The sequence below is a fragment of the Peribacillus sp. NPDC097895 genome (assembly GCF_050277555.1).
Classification (GTDB): domain Bacteria; phylum Bacillota; class Bacilli; order Bacillales; family DSM-1321; genus Peribacillus.
On sequence record NZ_JBNNSH010000001.1, the window covers coordinates 1355483 to 1372990 of the forward strand.

The 17508-nt window shown below is 34.8% G+C and carries 19 protein-coding genes and 3 pseudogenes; 20 read left to right on the plus strand and 2 right to left on the minus strand.

Annotated elements, in window-relative coordinates; genetic code table 11:
- Positions 1–139 precede the first annotated feature (139 nt).
- The gene (gene map / locus ACQKMH_RS06500) at positions 140–880 is read left to right on the plus strand and encodes a type I methionyl aminopeptidase (RefSeq protein WP_427586606.1); all 741 of its coding nucleotides are present in this window, start codon (positions 140–142) and stop codon (positions 878–880) included.
- 784 nt (positions 881–1664) lie between these two features.
- On the opposite strand, the pseudogene ACQKMH_RS06505 reads toward map, so the two are convergent.
- A pseudogene (locus ACQKMH_RS06505) lies at positions 1665–1860 on the minus strand (AraC family transcriptional regulator); the annotation flags it as partial.
- Between the two features lie 303 nt (positions 1861–2163).
- Positions 2164–3033 carry a DMT family transporter gene (locus ACQKMH_RS06510; RefSeq protein WP_427586607.1) on the minus strand — a complete coding sequence of 290 codons (870 nt, stop codon included), beginning with the start codon at positions 3031–3033 and terminating at the stop codon, positions 2164–2166.
- 148 nt (positions 3034–3181) lie between these two features.
- Between ACQKMH_RS06510 and ACQKMH_RS06515 the strand changes: the two genes are divergently transcribed.
- The 19 genes and pseudogenes from ACQKMH_RS06515 (at position 3182) to ACQKMH_RS06605 (ending at position 17409) form a co-directional block, all read left to right on the plus strand.
- Positions 3182–4096, plus strand: coding sequence for a LysR family transcriptional regulator (locus ACQKMH_RS06515; protein WP_427586608.1), 915 nt, complete (start codon positions 3182–3184; stop codon positions 4094–4096).
- 366 nt (positions 4097–4462) lie between these two features.
- A pseudogene (locus ACQKMH_RS06520) lies at positions 4463–4669 on the plus strand (hypothetical protein); the annotation flags it as partial.
- 124 nt (positions 4670–4793) lie between these two features.
- On the plus strand, positions 4794–5201 hold the full coding sequence (locus ACQKMH_RS06525; protein WP_427586609.1) for a YbaN family protein: 408 nt from the start codon (positions 4794–4796) through the stop codon (positions 5199–5201).
- A gap of 142 nt (positions 5202–5343) precedes the next feature.
- Entirely contained in the window at positions 5344–5670 is a 327-nt protein-coding gene (locus ACQKMH_RS06530) for a PadR family transcriptional regulator (protein ID WP_427586610.1), read from the plus strand.
- 51 nt (positions 5671–5721) lie between these two features.
- On the plus strand, positions 5722–5898 hold the full coding sequence (locus ACQKMH_RS06535; RefSeq protein WP_427586611.1) for a hypothetical protein: 177 nt from the start codon (positions 5722–5724) through the stop codon (positions 5896–5898).
- Positions 5879–6754: an alpha/beta hydrolase fold domain-containing protein gene (locus tag ACQKMH_RS06540; RefSeq protein ID WP_427586612.1), complete on the plus strand. Its 876-nt coding sequence runs from the start codon at positions 5879–5881 to the stop codon at positions 6752–6754. The genes ACQKMH_RS06535 and ACQKMH_RS06540 overlap by 20 nt, the downstream gene beginning before the upstream one ends.
- Before the next feature lie 304 nt (positions 6755–7058).
- Positions 7059–7487, plus strand: a complete 429-nt coding sequence (locus ACQKMH_RS06545; protein WP_427586614.1) for a VOC family protein — start codon at positions 7059–7061, stop codon at positions 7485–7487.
- Between the two features lie 86 nt (positions 7488–7573).
- Positions 7574–8155, plus strand: coding sequence for a YitT family protein (locus tag ACQKMH_RS06550; RefSeq protein ID WP_427586615.1), 582 nt, complete (start codon positions 7574–7576; stop codon positions 8153–8155).
- Positions 8156–8213: 58 nt separating this feature from the next.
- Positions 8214–8399: pseudogene (locus ACQKMH_RS06555) on the plus strand (aldo/keto reductase); the annotation flags it as partial.
- 662 nt (positions 8400–9061) lie between these two features.
- Positions 9062–9403 (plus strand): hypothetical protein, encoded by a 342-nt coding sequence (locus tag ACQKMH_RS06560; RefSeq protein WP_427586616.1) that lies wholly within the window; start codon positions 9062–9064, stop codon positions 9401–9403.
- Between the two features lie 627 nt (positions 9404–10030).
- The gene (locus ACQKMH_RS06565) at positions 10031–10327 is read left to right on the plus strand and encodes a DUF4181 domain-containing protein (RefSeq protein WP_427587525.1); all 297 of its coding nucleotides are present in this window, start codon (positions 10031–10033) and stop codon (positions 10325–10327) included.
- A 195-nt stretch (positions 10328–10522) separates the two neighbouring features.
- A complete protein-coding gene (locus tag ACQKMH_RS06570) occupies positions 10523–11068 on the plus strand; it encodes a GrpB family protein (RefSeq protein WP_427586617.1) in 546 nt (181 codons plus the stop codon).
- A 153-nt stretch (positions 11069–11221) separates the two neighbouring features.
- Positions 11222–11668: a MarR family transcriptional regulator gene (locus ACQKMH_RS06575; protein WP_427586618.1), complete on the plus strand. Its 447-nt coding sequence runs from the start codon at positions 11222–11224 to the stop codon at positions 11666–11668.
- Between the two features lie 92 nt (positions 11669–11760).
- Positions 11761–12978, plus strand: coding sequence for an MFS transporter (locus ACQKMH_RS06580; protein WP_427586619.1), 1218 nt, complete (start codon positions 11761–11763; stop codon positions 12976–12978).
- 569 nt (positions 12979–13547) lie between these two features.
- On the plus strand, positions 13548–13775 hold the full coding sequence (locus ACQKMH_RS06585) for a DUF3953 domain-containing protein (protein ID WP_427587526.1): 228 nt from the start codon (positions 13548–13550) through the stop codon (positions 13773–13775).
- A gap of 187 nt (positions 13776–13962) precedes the next feature.
- Positions 13963–14496 (plus strand): DinB family protein, encoded by a 534-nt coding sequence (locus tag ACQKMH_RS06590; protein ID WP_098370177.1) that lies wholly within the window; start codon positions 13963–13965, stop codon positions 14494–14496.
- A 1119-nt stretch (positions 14497–15615) separates the two neighbouring features.
- On the plus strand, positions 15616–15945 hold the full coding sequence (locus ACQKMH_RS06595) for a hypothetical protein (protein WP_427586620.1): 330 nt from the start codon (positions 15616–15618) through the stop codon (positions 15943–15945).
- 314 nt (positions 15946–16259) lie between these two features.
- Positions 16260–16706 (plus strand): hypothetical protein, encoded by a 447-nt coding sequence (locus ACQKMH_RS06600; protein ID WP_427586621.1) that lies wholly within the window; start codon positions 16260–16262, stop codon positions 16704–16706.
- A 586-nt stretch (positions 16707–17292) separates the two neighbouring features.
- Entirely contained in the window at positions 17293–17409 is a 117-nt protein-coding gene (locus ACQKMH_RS06605) for a DUF3953 domain-containing protein (protein ID WP_427586622.1), read from the plus strand.
- Positions 17410–17508 lie beyond the last annotated feature (99 nt).

Here is a 17508-nt window from a genome sequence, read left to right on the forward strand (position 1 = left end):
CTCTATCAGCTACGTGGCCGTGCAGGGCGATCCAATCGGGTAGCATATGCTCATCTTACATTGCTTGAATCTTTCGGGAAAATTAAGGTATAATTATTTATAATTAATTGAAGATAAAAGATAATGAGGTAGGAAAAAAATGATTGCAAAAACAGAAGAAGATTTTAATGGTTTGAAGGAAATTGGCAAAATTATCGCCTCCATTAGAGATGAATTGGTACAAAGAACAATTCCTGGGATAACGACAAAAGAACTTGATGATATAGCCGGAGAACTTTTAGAAAAAGCAGGTGCAGTTTCAGCTCCAAAAGGTGAATATGATTTTCCTGGCTATACTTGCATTAGTCTAAATGAAGAAGTGGCACATGGTATTCCGGGTCATCGGGTTATTCATGAAGGGGATCTAGTAAATATAGATGTATCTGCTTCAAAGAACGGTTATTTCGCAGATACAGGAATCTCATTTGTAGTAGGAGAAGGAGAAGAAGTATTAACGAAAATATGCGACGTTGCTAAAAAGGCATTTGAAGCAGGTCTTAAGAAGGCAAAACCCGGTTCCAAAAAAAGTAGAATCGGAAAAGCGGTATTCGAAACAGCGAGCCAGCATGGATTCACTGTTATCAAAAACCTTACAGGACATGGTGTTGGACGTAGAATACACGAAGCACCTGACCATATTTGTAATTATTATGATCCTTGGGATAATGAAATATTAAAGGAAGGGATGGTTATCGCATTCGAACCATTTATCTCAACCTTTGAAGAAGAAGTATTCCAAAAGGAAGACGGTTGGACCTATGCTACAGAAAAAAGCTATGTAGCTCAATTGGAACATACGATTATCCTTACTAAAAATGGGCCGATTATTGTCACACTTTAATTCGATCATACACGAAAAAGACACATATGAATTAGTTTCAAGCAAAAGGATTGTCAAGATCAGCAATATGCCTTGGGCTTTTTGTCGCTAACGAATGCGTTAGTGAAAGGAGTGGGGGATGAGGTTTTTAGCGTCAGGTTGTTAGACCTCACATAGAAGTATAAAAAAAGGATCTCCATTTTGAAGATCCTTTTTTTATTTAATTGCGTGAAGGCAGTATGACATCGCTTAAGCCACTCAATATCAATGTACGAAAAAATTACACGTATCATCCCTTCATATTAAAGTGAAAAAGTACATTTCCACCACTAATTATGCAGTAAAAATTTCAATCCGTATTATATTAACGGTGGCGATTTCTGAAAAGGATAATCACCTTTTTTAATAGAACTAAAGGGTGCTTCAGATTAAAATCAGAACTGCCTAAATGACAGCTCCGAAATAGATTAAGTATCTTCATTACAGGTTGGACTGGGAATCCATGTTGATATTAGCATGGATCGCTTACTTTGACCTTCTTACATGACTTCTTGACCCCTCAAAGAAAATTTCACCTCATGTTTTAATAACGCTTGGTCTACGACCTCACCACGCTTCTTACACGTAACTAAACTCCAATTACTTTAAGTACATTTCTTCACAATCTCTATTTTTCATAAATAGCCGAATTTACCACCGAGTGATTCAATAACTTGGCCCTTTAAGTGTAATTATTCACATGCATCTCCCTAGAAAATTGTCCTTTTTCTTCACAAAAAAGAATCCCCATCATTAGGCAGGGGATTCACGCGTTTATCATTTCTTCATAGTTCGCCTTCAGGCGTTTTATATCTTCTTTAGGTGGTAAACCAAACAGGGGCGAATATTCACGCATAGTCAATACGGAATGCAACATCTGCTGCATCCGCTGATTCGGATAATAACAGGCTCCGGACTTCTTGTAGCCTCAGTTGTTTTTGGGATTGAATTGGGCTCATCGCGGCACTGAGAAAGATGAGCAATTTGATTGAAATCTTGTATCTTCCGATGCTCTTGTTCAAAATAAATAATGCTGCTAATACAAGCATTGATTAGTTTTGCTTTTCCAGTGCCTATCTTTCCATGCGACAAAGAGGATAGAATACCGGGCGGAACATGTTTATGAGGAGAGAAGGTTGCGAGAAATACACAAGGCTTCCCACTCTATTGTTTTATTCGGTTCGCTATTTTGGTTGACATGATATAAGGAAATTAAAAACACCGGTTAGGACCACAATAAGGTCGTTTCGTCTATACTTTATCCACTAAATTGATTTGACCCTATGGGAATCGCGAGTACTATTACTATTTACAAACCATATTCCTACCAGGACAAGTAAAATCCCTGCTAACGTAACTAATTTTATGTTTTCATGCAAAAATATACATCCGGAGATGACACCTACGACGGGTACAAGTAGTAAAGAAATTGATGCTTTGCTTGCTTCTGTACGACTTAAAATATGAGTCCATATTACAAACGCCAGGGCAGAGGCAACAATCCCTGCAAATAGAATATAAACGGCTGGCATGATTCCCCAATGCGATTCACCGTGTTCAAATGAAAGTGAATATATCAATAATCCCATCGCTCCAATCGTCATTTGCCATGTAGTGAATTGAATTGCATCACTATGCTTTAATTTCAATTTATAAAGTAAGTTGGCTATTGCCCAAGAAATAGCGGAGCTTAATGCCAGAAACACAGCCCAGGAAGATCCCCCTAAATGGATATTCATGGCGAGAAGTAAACCGGCTATTCCTAGCACAATTCCAAACGCTTTTCTTGCCGTCAACTTTTCTCCTGGAATCCATCTATGAGCCATGATCGATAAAAAAAGCGGCATACTGTAGGTCAACACAGAAGTAAGGCCCGCGCTGACATAGTTAAGCGATATTTGGATAGCAATATTAAAATAGCAAGTTTGGAGAAGTCCGCAAAGAACGTACCACTTGATATCCGATTTATTCGGTAGGGGAATCCTTTTCATAAAGCACACACCGAGGAGTACGATAGCACCAAGCAAAAATCGAAATGCTGCAAATTGGACAGGCGGAAAAGCACCATTTCCTAATTTCATGATAACAAAATTAAAGCCCCATATAAGACATAAAATAGCCATCGAAGCATTCATACGAACGAATCTCTCCCTTAGAAAATTATTTTTTCTCTATCTCTTTATTCCATTCTAACAACACTTTACAACGAGAATTAATTAGTGTCTAATATATAAATGTCATGTTTTTAAGTCGAATAACGACTTAATTGGGGAGGGGAAATACGTGGAACTGCGTCAAATTGAATATTTCACTGTAGTGGCCGAAGAGTTGCATTTTGGTCGGGCGGCAATACGCTTACAGATGACACAACCACCTTTAAGTCAACAGATTTTACAACTTGAAAGGGAACTTGGAGTGAAATTGTTTGAGAGAACAAAACGACATGTAGAGCTGACAAACGCGGGCAAGGTTTTCTTGCATGAGGTTCGCCATGTCCTTACCAGATTAGAGTTTGCTAAGGCTGCAGCCCTAAAGGCACAGATGGGAGTGCTTGGTCGGTTAGTGTTGGGATTTGTCGGATCTGCAACATTCGATATTCTTCCAATCATTGTTCGGGCGTTTAATGAACAGTTCCCATACGTAGATTTGGTTCTTCGTGAGATGCCAACACCAATGCAAATTGAGGCATTTCACAGTAAGGACATCGACATCGGCTTTGTAAGAAACCCTGTGGTTGATCCGATCATATCACTCTTGCCTGTTCATCAAGAGACTTGTATCGCCGTCGTACCGAAGTTGCATCCACTCGCCCAACGCGCTTCAATATCAATGGGTGATCTCAGCACAGAAAGATTTATATTAGTGGAGAGGGAGGTTTGGCCGAGCTGGTACGATGATATCCTCTCGAAATGTCACGATGCTGGCTTCAGCCCAATCATCCGTCAAAACGTGAAAGAAATACAGACAGTTGTTGGGTTGGTTGCTGCAGGACTTGGTATAAGTATCGTACCAAGATCAACAGGGAACTTACATGCGCGGGACGTCGCGTATGTGAACATCGAGGGAGAAGCCCCGCGCGTAGAAATGAGCATTGCCTGGCGAACCGATGACAATTCAACCATGGTTAAACAATTTCTCGATACAGCAAAACAACTCTCATCGGATGCGTCACGCAAAGAAATGGATAATTCCACCTGATGGTAAACCAACAACCACAGTCGAACATGAACTTTTGCGTAATTATAACCATGCAGTTTGTAACTGCTCAAAACATGCCTTATCGTCAAAGAAGAATTACACCGTAGTTGATCTGGCTATTCGCAGATATTAATATAACTCGACCTATTCAAAGCCGTGCTATGATGATTTAGAAGTAAGGCCAACAAAACGCGGATTTACAACGTTAAGCAACTAAAAAAACGAAAAGGCCCAATTTCTTAATAGTAATACTAAGAAATTGGGCTTTTTAATATTGGAATTTCTAACGTTGTAATTTTGTATTTTCCTGACGCTACACTAAATGATTGTATATTTGGATAAAAAGAACATGAGTCATTAGATTGATTGAAGCAATTACCAGATGGTAAATGAAAAGCCAAAAAGACAAAACGAATGATCAACCTGATCCGGAATTTCACCGGTTATCGGGAGTATCCAAAATACGGTATGATCAATCGCCGCTTCGTCTATAAACAGGCTTTGATGAAAGAAGCTGAACAGCTGGTACAAGCCAAAGTTATTCGAGAAAAAGAAGATATATACTATCTTAGTTAATCGTATATAAAAATTAAACATAACTTACACTGGTGCCACTTTTCACTTAACTAGAATTGATAGCCAATGATAAAGTTTACTTCCTCTTTACGTATAAAAGGCATAGAATATAAATAAAAAGGTGATTACCATAAAAAAATTAAAAAGTATCCTATTTTTTCTGCTTGGATTCATATCCCTTGTGATTGGTGTTGCAGGGACTGTGTTACCTGTTCTACCGGGGGGCCCGTTTTACTTATTCGCTGCTTTTTGCTTTGCGAAAAGTTCCAAGAAGATTGAAATCTGGTTCAAAAGAACTTCATTATATAAAAAATACGTTGAAGCATTCTTACAAAAAAAAGGTATGACTCGAAAAGAGAAAATCAGAATCAATTTAGTTGCCGATTTCTTCATCGTAATTTCTGTATTTTATGTGGACATCCTTTTAGTGAAAATCCTGTTGGTAGTGCTCGCCCTCTACAAGCATTATTATTTCATTAAAAAAATTAAGACAATTGAAGGAAGCAGTACGAAACAAAGATCTTCTTGAAAATTTTCTTCAAATAACGAGTGCTATACTTCCATAAGGGAGTTGCTTAGGCAGCTTTTTCTTATTGAACCAACGGTGCAGGTTAGTTCACAAATAATAGGGGTTTCTTTTAGCCTTTATCTTACGATATTGCACATTCATCATGTACGAGATCTTTATTTTATCAATCTTGATGAATTTTCCAGCTCACGCATATTTAATTTCCAAAATAATTGAACCTTGGTTCAAAATAAGTAGAGGTACTTTATCTACATTGTTAAAGAAGATGTTGAAAGATGGATATATTGAATATACAAATGAAGATATACCATTTAAATCAAATCATTCTTCACAAACTTATAAAATAACTAGTTCAGGAAAAGAACGTTTTTTCTCGCTTATGTTGGATACAACTGAAAGTGTGAATTTTATTAAATTATTCCATATTAAGGCTAATAACTTCGGACTTTTACAAGCTAGTGATAGATAGCATTTAACTCAGGATTTTATTAAACGTTGTCATAGACAACAAGAGTTCTTGTTGAAACAGTTAAATAAATTCCAAAATGAATTTGATGATTTTGATTCTAAACATTTAGATACCTCTAAAAAAAATGCAGGTTTTTCTATTAAATTACAAATTGAACAGTTGCAAACTGAAATAAATTGGGCAGAGGAAATCAAAAAGGATGTAAATTATGACAAGTCTTCAAAGTAAATTATTAAAATTATTGGCTAAAATTTTTAAGATTAATTCTGTCTGGACGAAGCAAGGATCAGAACTTGAAATACTTATAAAGAAAAAACAGTGTGATGTCGCAATACCAAGTAAGACGATGTACAAGAACTATGATATTGACATTCATTCTAGCTTCGGATATCCAATGTATACATTACGTTCTCGAACAAAAGAATCGTCAAAGACAGTCATGTATTTGCCTGGGGGAGGCTTTGTATTACCTATTTCATCGCTGCATTGGGCATTTATAGATAATCTAATGAAGAATACTAATGTTAATGTAATTGTTCCGTTATACCCTTTGGCACCTAAAAATAATATAGATGATGTGATGAATTATTTGCTAGATATCTATCAAAAGTTCATCAAAAACAAAGGGGAATTAACAATAATGGGTGACTCTGCTGGCGCCACTATTTCGCTAGCGTTTATTCAATTGTTAAAAGAACAAAAATTACATTTTCCTAAACAAGTAATCGCTATTTCACCTTTAGTTGATCTTGAATTGCAAAATCCACAAATCGAAGTAGTTCAAAAACGAGATCCTATCACTGCAATACCAGCATTAAAGGATATTAGAAAATCGTTTGCAGGAAGTCGTTCTTTAACGGATGTCCTTCTAAGTCCTATGAAAGGGGACTTTGATCAAACTACTAATATCATAGTATTTTCTGGAACTGATGATATAACTAATCCAGATACACGCGAAATGATAAATCAAAATCCTAGTCACTTTCAATATTATGAATATCAAGGTATGATGCATGTTTTTCCCTTGTTTCCGATTCCAGAAGGTAAAAGGGCTAAAAGACAGATTGAATTGTTATTAAATTAAGTTGAAGCTATAAGAATATACAAAAAGGATAGTTTTGCGCTTAATCGGCAAAAAGTTTATTGGGTTATCCTTTATATTAAAAATTCCTCTTTGTGTGTACAATTATTGATGCGGTATTAAGAGGAAATTATCCACACAATTGTAGTGTTAAAGCAGAATTCCATTGGAAATGAAATATGTTAAGAATCGAGACACCAATCTTAAAGCCATTTCCAAATTAGTCCTGAATGATAGAGGATTAAATATATATTTTAAATAGACTTAGCTTTTATTAAAGAGACTAATGCACAAAGGAGGGACTAAATTGCTAGGAAATCATTTAGAATATGTTTTAGATCACGTCGGAATTGCTGTTAGAAGTATTGATGACGCTCTTCCTTTTTACCTTAATGTATTAAATGGATTATTAGAGGACCGTTATACAAGTGATTCACCTGGTGTTGAAGTACATGTTGCTGTTGTCAGAACTAATGATAAAGTAATTGAATTATTGGCACCAACCAACAAGAACTCTCCAATGGCGCGGTTTATAAAGCAACGCGGAAAAGGGGTGCATCATATTGCATATCGAGTTGACGATTTGGACAAAGCGATACTCGAGGCAAGTAAAAATGGAGTTCGTTTTCTAGAGGACACACTACGTACAAACATACGTGGAAGAAGGCTCATTTATGTTAATCCCGTGTCAACTGATGGAACTTTGATTGAACTTTGTAGCTATTCTAATAATTAAAGGCCTTTTTCAATTTGAATACAATTTTTGGATAAAAATCTTATCTTGACCATATATTGTATAAGATTTGGACAAAGGATGATTTGATGAATCGAAAAGTTTCGATAACCATATTATCAAGCTTATTGATGGGGATTGGCATTAATGGTTTTATTATACCAATCCACCTTATAAATGGAGGGTTTTGGGGCGTTAGTTTAATTCTTAATTATTTACTGGGTTTTCATATTGCGATTACATTCATCTGCTTAAATGTCCCGATTTATCTTGTTGCCAGTGTGTATGATAAAACCTATTTTATTAACGGTTTGTTAGGAATAACACTTTCTAGTATCATAATTGCTTTGTTAACTCCACTTCAGCTCATGATACACTTGCCAACTTTATACAGCACAATTTTTGGTGGTACCATAATTGGTATTGGAGTTGGATTTATGCTAAGGGAGCATATTAGTCCTGGTGGCATCGATTTATTAGCATTAATTTTTTCAAAGTTGTTTTCTATAAATGTTGGAGTTACATTGTTATTATTGGATTCCCTTATTATTTTATTTGGAGTTTTCACATTAAAGGATTTAAGACTTTTTTATTCAATGCTGGTAATTATATTCGTAGGGATAACTTCCACAGTGATAACCGGTATAAAGCATATTAAACTTTATATGTAGATCCAATATGATATGAATCTTATTACTCGGAAGAAACCTGTAAAGAGCAACTATGTTGGTCGTATCGATTCCGAAGTCTGTTCGTAAGGAAAGAATGATTGAAAATTTCAATATCTTTGACTTTGAATTAGGTCAAGAGGATATGGAAAGAATCGCTACTCTAGTTACGAAAGAAAGCTTGTTCTTTTCACATCGTGATCCTGAAATTATGAAATGGATTGGTACCCGTAAACTTGATATTTAATGCTATCATACACCTTGCGTTAATTCTGTGGTAGTTATGTATATTTTCATTTCAAAACAACCCGTTTACCTAACTGGCTTTTTTTATTAAATTATTACGTTCTTATTGAACTCCCTCAGTTTAATAGATAATGCTCACGTACTCGGTTATTCGCAGGATTTCAAACCACAAGGTATAAGGTTGCTTTAGAGGAACGCAAGAGATAAGAACGTTTTTGATAAGATGGGGTGCAGATTGAAATAAAGGATCATTTGAAAATCCCCCGTGAGTACTCAGATCTCCAGCTTCTCCAAAGATGCCGGCAGTGGAATACTCTCATCATACCGAATGGTTTTGTTTTTCAAAGCCGATAATTAATGCTCATAGGAATGCTATAGGGGGCTTGAGTTGAACAAAGGAGGTAGCTGCCGCACCTCTTTTTCTTATTTCAAAGTTAGTTTGTGAAGGATTGTACTTAAACTAACAGGTGCGCTAGTTCAAAAAGGATAACAAGGAGCGAGTGGTAATGAGTTTGGCTTACTATATTGGATCGGAGCTCTCTTTAAGGCAGCTTTTTCTTATGCAACTAAAGGGGCAGGATAGTTGTATAAGAAAATGTTAAATTAGAGAGTAGAAGGTGATGAGGATAGTAAGTAATTACAGTGATTATAGGGGATGTTTTTATGAATTGGAACTGGAATGAAAACATTTTAGATTTTCCATTCTCGTTCGAAAACTTAAAGAACTTGTTAAATACCGTATGTAGAAAAGAAAACAGATTTTCACAATTTGAGTTTATTAAGTGGTGTGATAACCTCACAATGGCTTTTGAGGAAGATGAAGCTGAAGCATCTAATGAACTTGATGAAATAGCTTTTGGGATAGCAAGAGATATTGAATGTCAATGGGGTTTGTTTTTGGTAAATACTTACTCATTAAAAGAATTGCAGAATGTAGACCTCTCAAAAGTAAAGTTACCTCAAGAATGGTTTATAGAGTGGTTAAAGCAATTAAACGAGGAATAAAAGGTAACTCCTTATTCTACTAACGGATGTGTTAGCTGAAGATCGGAGCTGTCTTTAAGGCAGCTTTGTCTTTATGCAACTAAAGGGGCAGGTTAGTTCAACAAAAGGGAACTTTTACCTTTTTGGTCCGTATAAAAAGTAGCAGGAAATAAAGTGTCCTTAGAAAAAGGTAGCGTAAATAACCACACTGCCTGTGAAATAAAAATATCAAAATGGAGGTAGAAATATGGAAACCTTAACACAAATAACCCCTTTAATATTCTGGGCAGTGATAATAGTAGGTGGAATTTACTTAATGCTTAGGTATTTAAAGAATAAATAAGGAGTTATTGAGCCTATTGTAATTTCATATTTAATACTTCAACTACATCAGTCTTCCACTTACTTATTACATTTCTAATTGGTATCATGTAGACTTGAAAAATAGCATAAGAGATGTGGTAAATGAAGCATTCTTAAACGACACTACTACTATTGGTTTAGCGACAGATCTTTATTAGCTGCTGGGTTTTCGCTTGGAAAAAGGAACAAGTAAATAATTCACATCATTAAAATTGGTAGTCAGGGCAGGTGAGTTTTTTGTTAAATTACATCATTTTTATTATAGCTTTCTTTATTATTGCAATAGTGTTTGAACGTTGGTTGAAGAAGAAATTAATGATTGGTAAAAGTAAGGGTCATTTTTACAAAGGTGTTAATAAATATCAGAAGTGGATTGAAATATCTGTGCTAATAGCGTTTCTTATCTTAATATGGTTTGTTGTTAATACTATCCCCTTGCTTATTGGCTACTTCCTTATTTCATTAAGTTTTCGTGCTTTCATGGAATGGAAATATAAAAGAGAAAAAAAGGAATACATCTTAACCCTATACTCTATGTTTATTTACCTTTTTGTTTTGGTCACAGGCTTTTATTTAATTTAATATTATCTAAATAAAAACAGCCCCAATAAGGGACTTTTTTTTACTGTGTCCTTAATGAACTAACGGGTGCGTTAGATGAAGATCGGAGCTGTCTTTAAGGTAGCTTTTTCTTTTTATCGAGGCAGGTTTGTAAAAGAATGCAGGTACTAAGATTTTTCTGAAACTGAAAAAATTGAAATCTTGAGGGAGAGTAAAATGAAAGATATTCATGATGAAAGCACATGGCCCGTTTGGGCTAATGAGACAATAGACATTGTCGAACCAAATCCCAAGTGGGTAGAAAAAGGTAATCAGGAAAAAGCACTTCTTCTTAATCTTCTTTCAACTTTCGGCATAACGGAAATTCAACATTATGGAAGTACATCTATACCAAATTTACCAGCTAAACCAATCATTGATTTAATGGCTAAAATTGATTCATTTCAAAAAATAAAAGAAATATCTTCATTTTTAGCTAATCACGACTGGAATTATGTACCACCTAACATAGACAATCGATCTTGGCAAAGATTTTTTGTGAAAGTAATTAACGACAAACGAGTAGTACATTTACATATTTTACTTGAGGGAGAAGAACGGTGGGATAATCAGCTACTTTTTCGTGATTTATTACGGACTAATCAGCAGTTTATTGATGAATACGCTATTCTTAAAAGAAATTTAGCAAAAAAATATAGCAATGATCGTGAAGCGTACACTAAAGCAAAAACAGAATTTATCAATGATGTTCTTAAATCTTAGTTGCGAACTAATATAAGTTTGTTAAGAAATGTACTTAAACTAACGGGGCAGTTTAGTCCAATAAGATTTTTGGTTTTTGCTAAAGAAACAAAATTCAGGCATGTTGTATATAAATCATTGGGTATACAGTATATAAATCGGGAAGGAGCTATCATGGATAAACGGCAGCAGTTAATGAGTGAACTTATGGATTTATGCAATGAAATAATTTGGATTAATAAACCAGAATTAGAATCAACTTTAAACGGCTATACTTTGAATGAGATAGAATTAATTGAAAATATCGCCCTAATCGCAAGTGCAAACGTAACAAAACTTGCGGCTGCAAGCTATATGACGCGAGGTGCTATAAGCAAGCTCACCAAGAAGCTTATAGCTAAAAATATTATTGAGAGTTACCAAGATGCTAAAAATAAAAAAGAGATATATTTCCGTTTAACAACTAAAGGGCAAAAAGTAAATAATGTCCATCAAGAATTGCATCGGTCGTTTCTCGATCGTGACAAAGAAATATTTAAAAACATGACTGATGACGAATTTGACACTATTTTTCGTTTCATTGGTCGTTACAGGCATCATTTAAAAAAGATCACTGATTAAGTGATCTTTTTGTTTTATTGTTGACGAGGAAACAATATGGTGTTAAGGTAATTTTGTTGACGAGGAAACAATAATTACAAAGGAGAAATATAATGGATGCTTCTATCAATAAACATGCACTAACGTTTGGGTTTATCTCTGTCTTTTTAACTGGTCTGGGAATGACTATCGTCAGTCCTGTTTTACCTTTTCTAGTGAAACCTTATACTAGCGATCCAAGCAGTCAGACTATGGCAGTAACATTACTTACTTCTATATACGCACTTTCTGTATTCTTGGCTGCACCAGTCTTAGGGGCATTAAGTGACAGATATGGTCGCCGTCCAGTGATGATTATTAGTTTAATCGGTTCTAGTCTTGGCTATTTAATATTTGGTCTTGGAGGGGCACTTTGGATTCTCTTCCTTGGACGTATCATAGAAGGTTTGACAGGCGGCGAAATTTCAGCGATTTTTGCTTACTTTGCTGATATTACTCCTTCCAGTGATCGTACAAAATACTTTGGTTGGCTTAGTGCTGTTGTTGGGGCCGGCACGGCTCTCGGTCCAATAATTGGAGGAGTGCTTGCAACTTTCGGTAATAGTGTCCCTATGTATGCTGGTGCTGTATTAACCTTGCTCAATGCCCTATATGGATATTTCTTTATGCCTGAGAGCCTTGAAAAGTCCAGACGCTCTTCTAGCATTTCCGTTAAGGAGCTTAATCCATTTATGCAACTATCAAATGTATTTTCCTTTAAATCTGTTAAATGGCTACTGATTTCTGGATTCCTGATTTGGATTCCTAATGGATCATTACAAGCTATCTTCTCTCAGTTTTCAATAGATACATTTGCATGGAAGCCTATACTTATCGGACTGACGTTTTCATTAATGGGAGTGCTTGACATCTTCTCACAAGCGCTCATTATGCCACGATTACTTAAATTTTTGCCGGATAAAAAAATCGCTCTTTTAGGTATGATAAGTGAAATTATAGGATATATCTTTATTGCCATTTCAGCATTTACAGCGTTTTATCCAATCTTTATCATAGGGATGATTTTCTTTGGATTCGGTGATTCTTTCTTTGGTCCATCATTTAATGGTATGCTTTCAAAATCTGTTAGCAGCAGAGAACAAGGCCGTATCCTAGGTGGTTCTCAAAGTATTCAATCGCTAGCTCGAGTCATTGGACCAATTATTGGCGGACAGTTATATTCAATCGTTAGCCACACCACTCCAGCAATCATGGGCATAATATTAATTGGAATTTCTGCTTTTGTTTTATCAAAAAAACAGCGTTTGATTCAAAAAAATTTGTTCTTTTGAATTAGGATGAATGGTTTAATTTATTACAAACAACGAATCTTCTCGAGATTATTGAATCTCGATTGAAAACGAACTCTACAATTATGTACTCTCAATTCCTCTAGGAGGTTGACATTCATAGCTAGGTAAAGCTCACAAAGTCGATACGTTCCTAGATCTGATTGTCCATGATTCTTATTAAAATCATTATTGATGGCACTATAAATATTATGGGGAAAATGTCATAAATCCCAACAAGGCAGGTAAAACTCCCTTATCTCATCAACTCAAATTTCTTTAATTTTAGAATTTATATTTCCTTATTGAGCTAACTGGGCGTTAGCTCAATAAGAAGGCCGCCAATTGGCGGCTATTTGAATGTATGATTCTTACAATAATCATACATTCAAAATCAAGTAAAAAATTAGTTGAGATCAGGGGGCTGCTATTTGGTGGCCTTTTTTCTTAATGAACTAAAGGGGCAGTTTAGTTCATTATGAATTTCTATTCCTTCAGACAATGAAAAGTTTTAATGGATATAATTAAATATGAATTAATACAGAATTGCAGGGGGAAATATATTCTTGAAAATGGTTAGAATTATCTTAACAATAGTGGTTATTGTTCTATCAGGTTATAGTCTAATAACTCAAACCTTTGAATTATTGCCGTATTATATGTTTTTCCTTGGGGCACTTACGTTGATGACAGGATTAGCCGAACTTCAAAAAGACAGAAAAGGATTTTGGGGGTATATGAATATTGCTATCTCTTTATTTATTTTCTTTGTTTCCAAACAGGCTTTCTTAATGAACTAACGGGGCAGGATAGTTGAAGAGTGCTGTTTGACCTTTGTTCAGCAATTGACCATATTCTTGAATAAAAGAGAAGGGATTATTTGTGAGTAAGTCGAAGTTAATGTCAGAAGATGTTATTTAGTTTAGCATTGGGACGAACTACTCAACATTAAGGAGAAAGAAAATTATAAAGAAAGTGGGAGACCTATTGGATACAAAAGAGATATTGAAGCGATTCGAACAGGTGGCTACATACTATATTGAAGAGTTAAGTAAATATTCGCTAGATGAGTTTACAAGGAAGCCTTCTGAGGAAGAATGGTCATTAGGACAAATGTACAATCATTTAATAAAGGGCACCCTTCAGCTTCATTTGAAAGCCATTAAGCAATGTGTTAATAGCACTACTTCCGATGACGGTGAAAAAACAGAAATAGGCGAATCGATTTTCAAAGAAGGAACGTTTCCTCCAATCAGGTTAAAGGGTCCGGATACACCAGATTTCACACCGCCAAATCCTACAGGAAAAGAAGAAGTAAAGGAAGGACTGCTTCAAATCATTGAGAAAATGCAAGAGATAGAGAGAAAGCTCTCTGAAATTCCGGCCAGCCAGAAAGTTCAGCACCGGAGAATGGGATATTTAAATGCAGAGGAATATTTTCAGCTAATCGAAATGCATTTCCGGCACCACTTACGGCAAAAAGAACGTATCGATCAGTTTCTTTTAAAAGTAAGTAAGTAATCTTTATTGTTGAAGCAGTTATTGACCGTCGGAATAATCAGCAGGAGCCCAGTTGAGGGAGTTTAAAGAGCTGAGAGGGTGCCATTCAAGTTATACTAATAAGCCGTTTACAACGAAGGTTGATTATGAAACTGTTGAATGACGAATAGAATTGTTCCGTTAAAGGGCGCTTTAATGGAGTAACGAAAAAAGCCCAATTTCTCAATTTTAATGCTGAGAAATTGGGCTTTTTAATATCGAAATTTCTTTAACGTTATAAATACGCATTTTCCTGACGCAACCTCTTATAGAACTAACGGGTGCGTTAGCTGAAGATCAGAGCTGTCTTTAAGGCAGCTTTTTCTTATTGAACTAAAGGGGCAGGATAGTTGAAGAAGGTATTTATTGTTCAGATAAAGAATAGTATTCGGTATAGGTCGATTTTTAAGGATTAAACAAACTTAATATCAGGAGGGAAAATGGTTGATAATAGTTATGAGAAACAACATCTGAAAAAACTCAGGACTTTTATTTTTATCACGATTTCATTAATTTTTTCAATGATATTTATATTTATTAGCATTTTTCTTTTGTATTTTTCTATGTCAAGCATTTTAGACGTTGTGTATTTTCCAGCAAAACTAGCAATTTTTTCATTCTTGATTTCTATTGTATTTTCTGTTTTAGCTATAAAATATCTCTTTGGTAAGATATTGTTAATATTAAACATATTTCTAATGCTATTTATGATTTTTTATGGACCTTAAATAGATATAAGAAAACAAACTTAGGGTGTAATAGTCAGGCTGTTGTTTTGACAGCCTTTTCTTATAGAACTAAAGGTGCTAACGAATGGGCTCTAAGTATTAACAGTTTTTCGCCATTTTCATTCTCTGTGTAAAACGCTGATTTTTTCGCCTCATGGATGGCTAACGGGAGAGTTAGCTACATGGGTGTACCAATAATTTGTAAAATAAAAAGACGGATTATTACAAAACCTCTAGTAAGGAGTTTTTTGGAAGGAGGAAAAAAATTAGGCATATGTTTTCATTACGTGGAGATGCTCATAAAATTTATCTTCAATTAAAAAAAGTCTCATACAAAGACCGATCTTTCAAATGTATGAAGAAACTTAAAGAAGTGGAAGAAATTCAAAATTTTTATAGTTCGATTGATAGCGATACGTTAAAAAAAATTTATTATTGTATGATAAAAGAGAAAAACGGATCGGGAATCATTCCTATTATAATATCCTCTGGACCTTGGCTTTTTTTTCTGTTTTCAAAACAATTACAAGATTTCCTTTTCAAAGATGGGAGTTTGCTTTGGGTTGCCTTTGTTTTAACTTATATTTCCATTCTCGCCATAAGTGTGTTTCTTCATTTTCATGAAAAATCATGGGCTTTTGTTCATATTGAAATCATTCAAGAAATTTTACATGAACGAAAAGAGATAAGGGAAAAGCCCTGAGGTGAGAACCTATTACGGCTTCCCTCAATGGGAAGTTTGGCAAGAAAAACATATACTTTAGCACTATTTTCTGTGTAATTTTCAGCGCGAAATATTACAGTGAAAAAGAGGCATCGACCTTACTGGTGAGTTAACTGAAGATCAGAGCTGTCTTTAAGGTAGCTCTTTCTTTATGCATCTGTCGGGGCAGGATAGGCTTAAGACCGATATTAATTTAGACTGTAGATGTATAGTGATAATAATCAATAAATGTTAAAATTTTCTTTGTTAAGTAAGTAAGTGTATGAATTTGATTCTTGGAGGAGACAACAATCATGAAAAATTGCATGAAATTTATATTTGTTTTTAGCCTATCTATATTTTTGTTAGGGTGTAGTATAGATAAAGAAGATATGAAAGAAGATCCTGGGCTTGATAAATCCCAAAAGATAGAAGTATCGTCAGAAGAAAATCCAGAATTGGTTTTAAACGTTATAGATAATCAAGAGGATGTAAGTGAATTTGTTAATACACTAGAAGTTGATAAATGGAGTATTGTAGATATTCCTTCAAATTCAACTAAAGGGTATATGTATAAGATGTACCAAGAGGATACAGTAAAACTTGGAGAGCCTAATACAGATAAAAAGGAACTTAAACAAATCGCTACAATTATTACATATAAAGATAGTCCTTATATCGAATTTAAAACCAAGAAACTAAATTTAAATTTTAAAGTTCCAAAAGATGTAGCAGAATACCTATCTAATAACGATAATTAAAAACATTAACCATACAACAATTTCGTCAACAGGACGCTATTTCTTCTTATTGAATTAAACCAGCTGGTAGTTTGTGAAGAATAGTACTTAAACTAACGTGTGCATTAGTTCTAGAAATTGACTTTTAAGATTGGAATTTGTCTTAGCATATATTCCGGAATGGGCGGTAAAGCATTCTTTTTACCATTCGTAAAAGAACACTTTCTCGACGGTGGAGTTTCTTCTCATAACAACCATTATTCGCATTCGTTAAATCGTAACACCAGAAAAGGGGGGTTTTTATGTCTTCTGCACAACAATTTTTTTTAATAATCATGATAATATTAACCATATTTTTTTCTATTAAAAATGCTAAAAGTGTTCCAAAGAGGTCTAAGTCTAGTATTGCAATACTCTTGTTAGTAACTGTTATATTAGTATCTAGCATAACTTTTATCATACTTTGAGAGATTAATTTAAAATGAAAAATCAATACAACCCTAAATAGTTAGAATTATCTTAGCAATAATTGTTTTTGCTTTATCAGCCTATCAGCTAATAGCTGACCTTTGTAATGCCGTATTTAATGTTGAGCGTGGGGGCACTTATGTTGGTAACAGGATTAGTCGAACTTCAAAAAGATAGAAAAGGAGGATTTTGGAGGAGCGTAGTTGTCTCTTTATTTCTTTTCTTTGTTTCAATACAGGGTTTCTTCATGAACTAACAGGGCAGGTTAGTTCAACAAGCATAGTGTCTTCGTAATGTGTACTAAAGGTTTGTTTTTTTGAATAGCCTTATATCGTAAAAATCATATTATAATCGA

What these genes read in the sequence shown, in the direction of transcription:
- ACQKMH_RS06570 (WP_427586617.1), top strand. Translation starts at nt 10,523, where the DNA reads ATGAAAGATATTCATGATGAAAGCACATGGCCCGTTTGGGCTAATGAG.
- ACQKMH_RS06605 (WP_427586622.1), top strand. Translation starts at nt 17,293, where the DNA reads ATGTTGGTAACAGGATTAGTCGAACTTCAAAAAGATAGAAAAGGAGGA.
- ACQKMH_RS06550 (WP_427586615.1), top strand. Translation starts at nt 7,574, where the DNA reads ATGAATCGAAAAGTTTCGATAACCATATTATCAAGCTTATTGATGGGG.
- ACQKMH_RS06530 (WP_427586610.1), top strand. Translation starts at nt 5,344, where the DNA reads ATGTACGAGATCTTTATTTTATCAATCTTGATGAATTTTCCAGCTCAC.
- map (WP_427586606.1), top strand. Translation starts at nt 140, where the DNA reads ATGATTGCAAAAACAGAAGAAGATTTTAATGGTTTGAAGGAAATTGGC.
- ACQKMH_RS06580 (WP_427586619.1), top strand. Translation starts at nt 11,761, where the DNA reads ATGGATGCTTCTATCAATAAACATGCACTAACGTTTGGGTTTATCTCT.
- ACQKMH_RS06585 (WP_427587526.1), top strand. Translation starts at nt 13,548, where the DNA reads ATGGTTAGAATTATCTTAACAATAGTGGTTATTGTTCTATCAGGTTAT.
- ACQKMH_RS06510 (WP_427586607.1), bottom strand. Translation starts at nt 3,033, where the DNA reads ATGAATGCTTCGATGGCTATTTTATGTCTTATATGGGGCTTTAATTTT.
- ACQKMH_RS06600 (WP_427586621.1), top strand. Translation starts at nt 16,260, where the DNA reads ATGAAAAATTGCATGAAATTTATATTTGTTTTTAGCCTATCTATATTT.
- ACQKMH_RS06540 (WP_427586612.1), top strand. Translation starts at nt 5,879, where the DNA reads ATGACAAGTCTTCAAAGTAAATTATTAAAATTATTGGCTAAAATTTTT.
- ACQKMH_RS06560 (WP_427586616.1), top strand. Translation starts at nt 9,062, where the DNA reads ATGAATTGGAACTGGAATGAAAACATTTTAGATTTTCCATTCTCGTTC.
- ACQKMH_RS06575 (WP_427586618.1), top strand. Translation starts at nt 11,222, where the DNA reads ATGGATAAACGGCAGCAGTTAATGAGTGAACTTATGGATTTATGCAAT.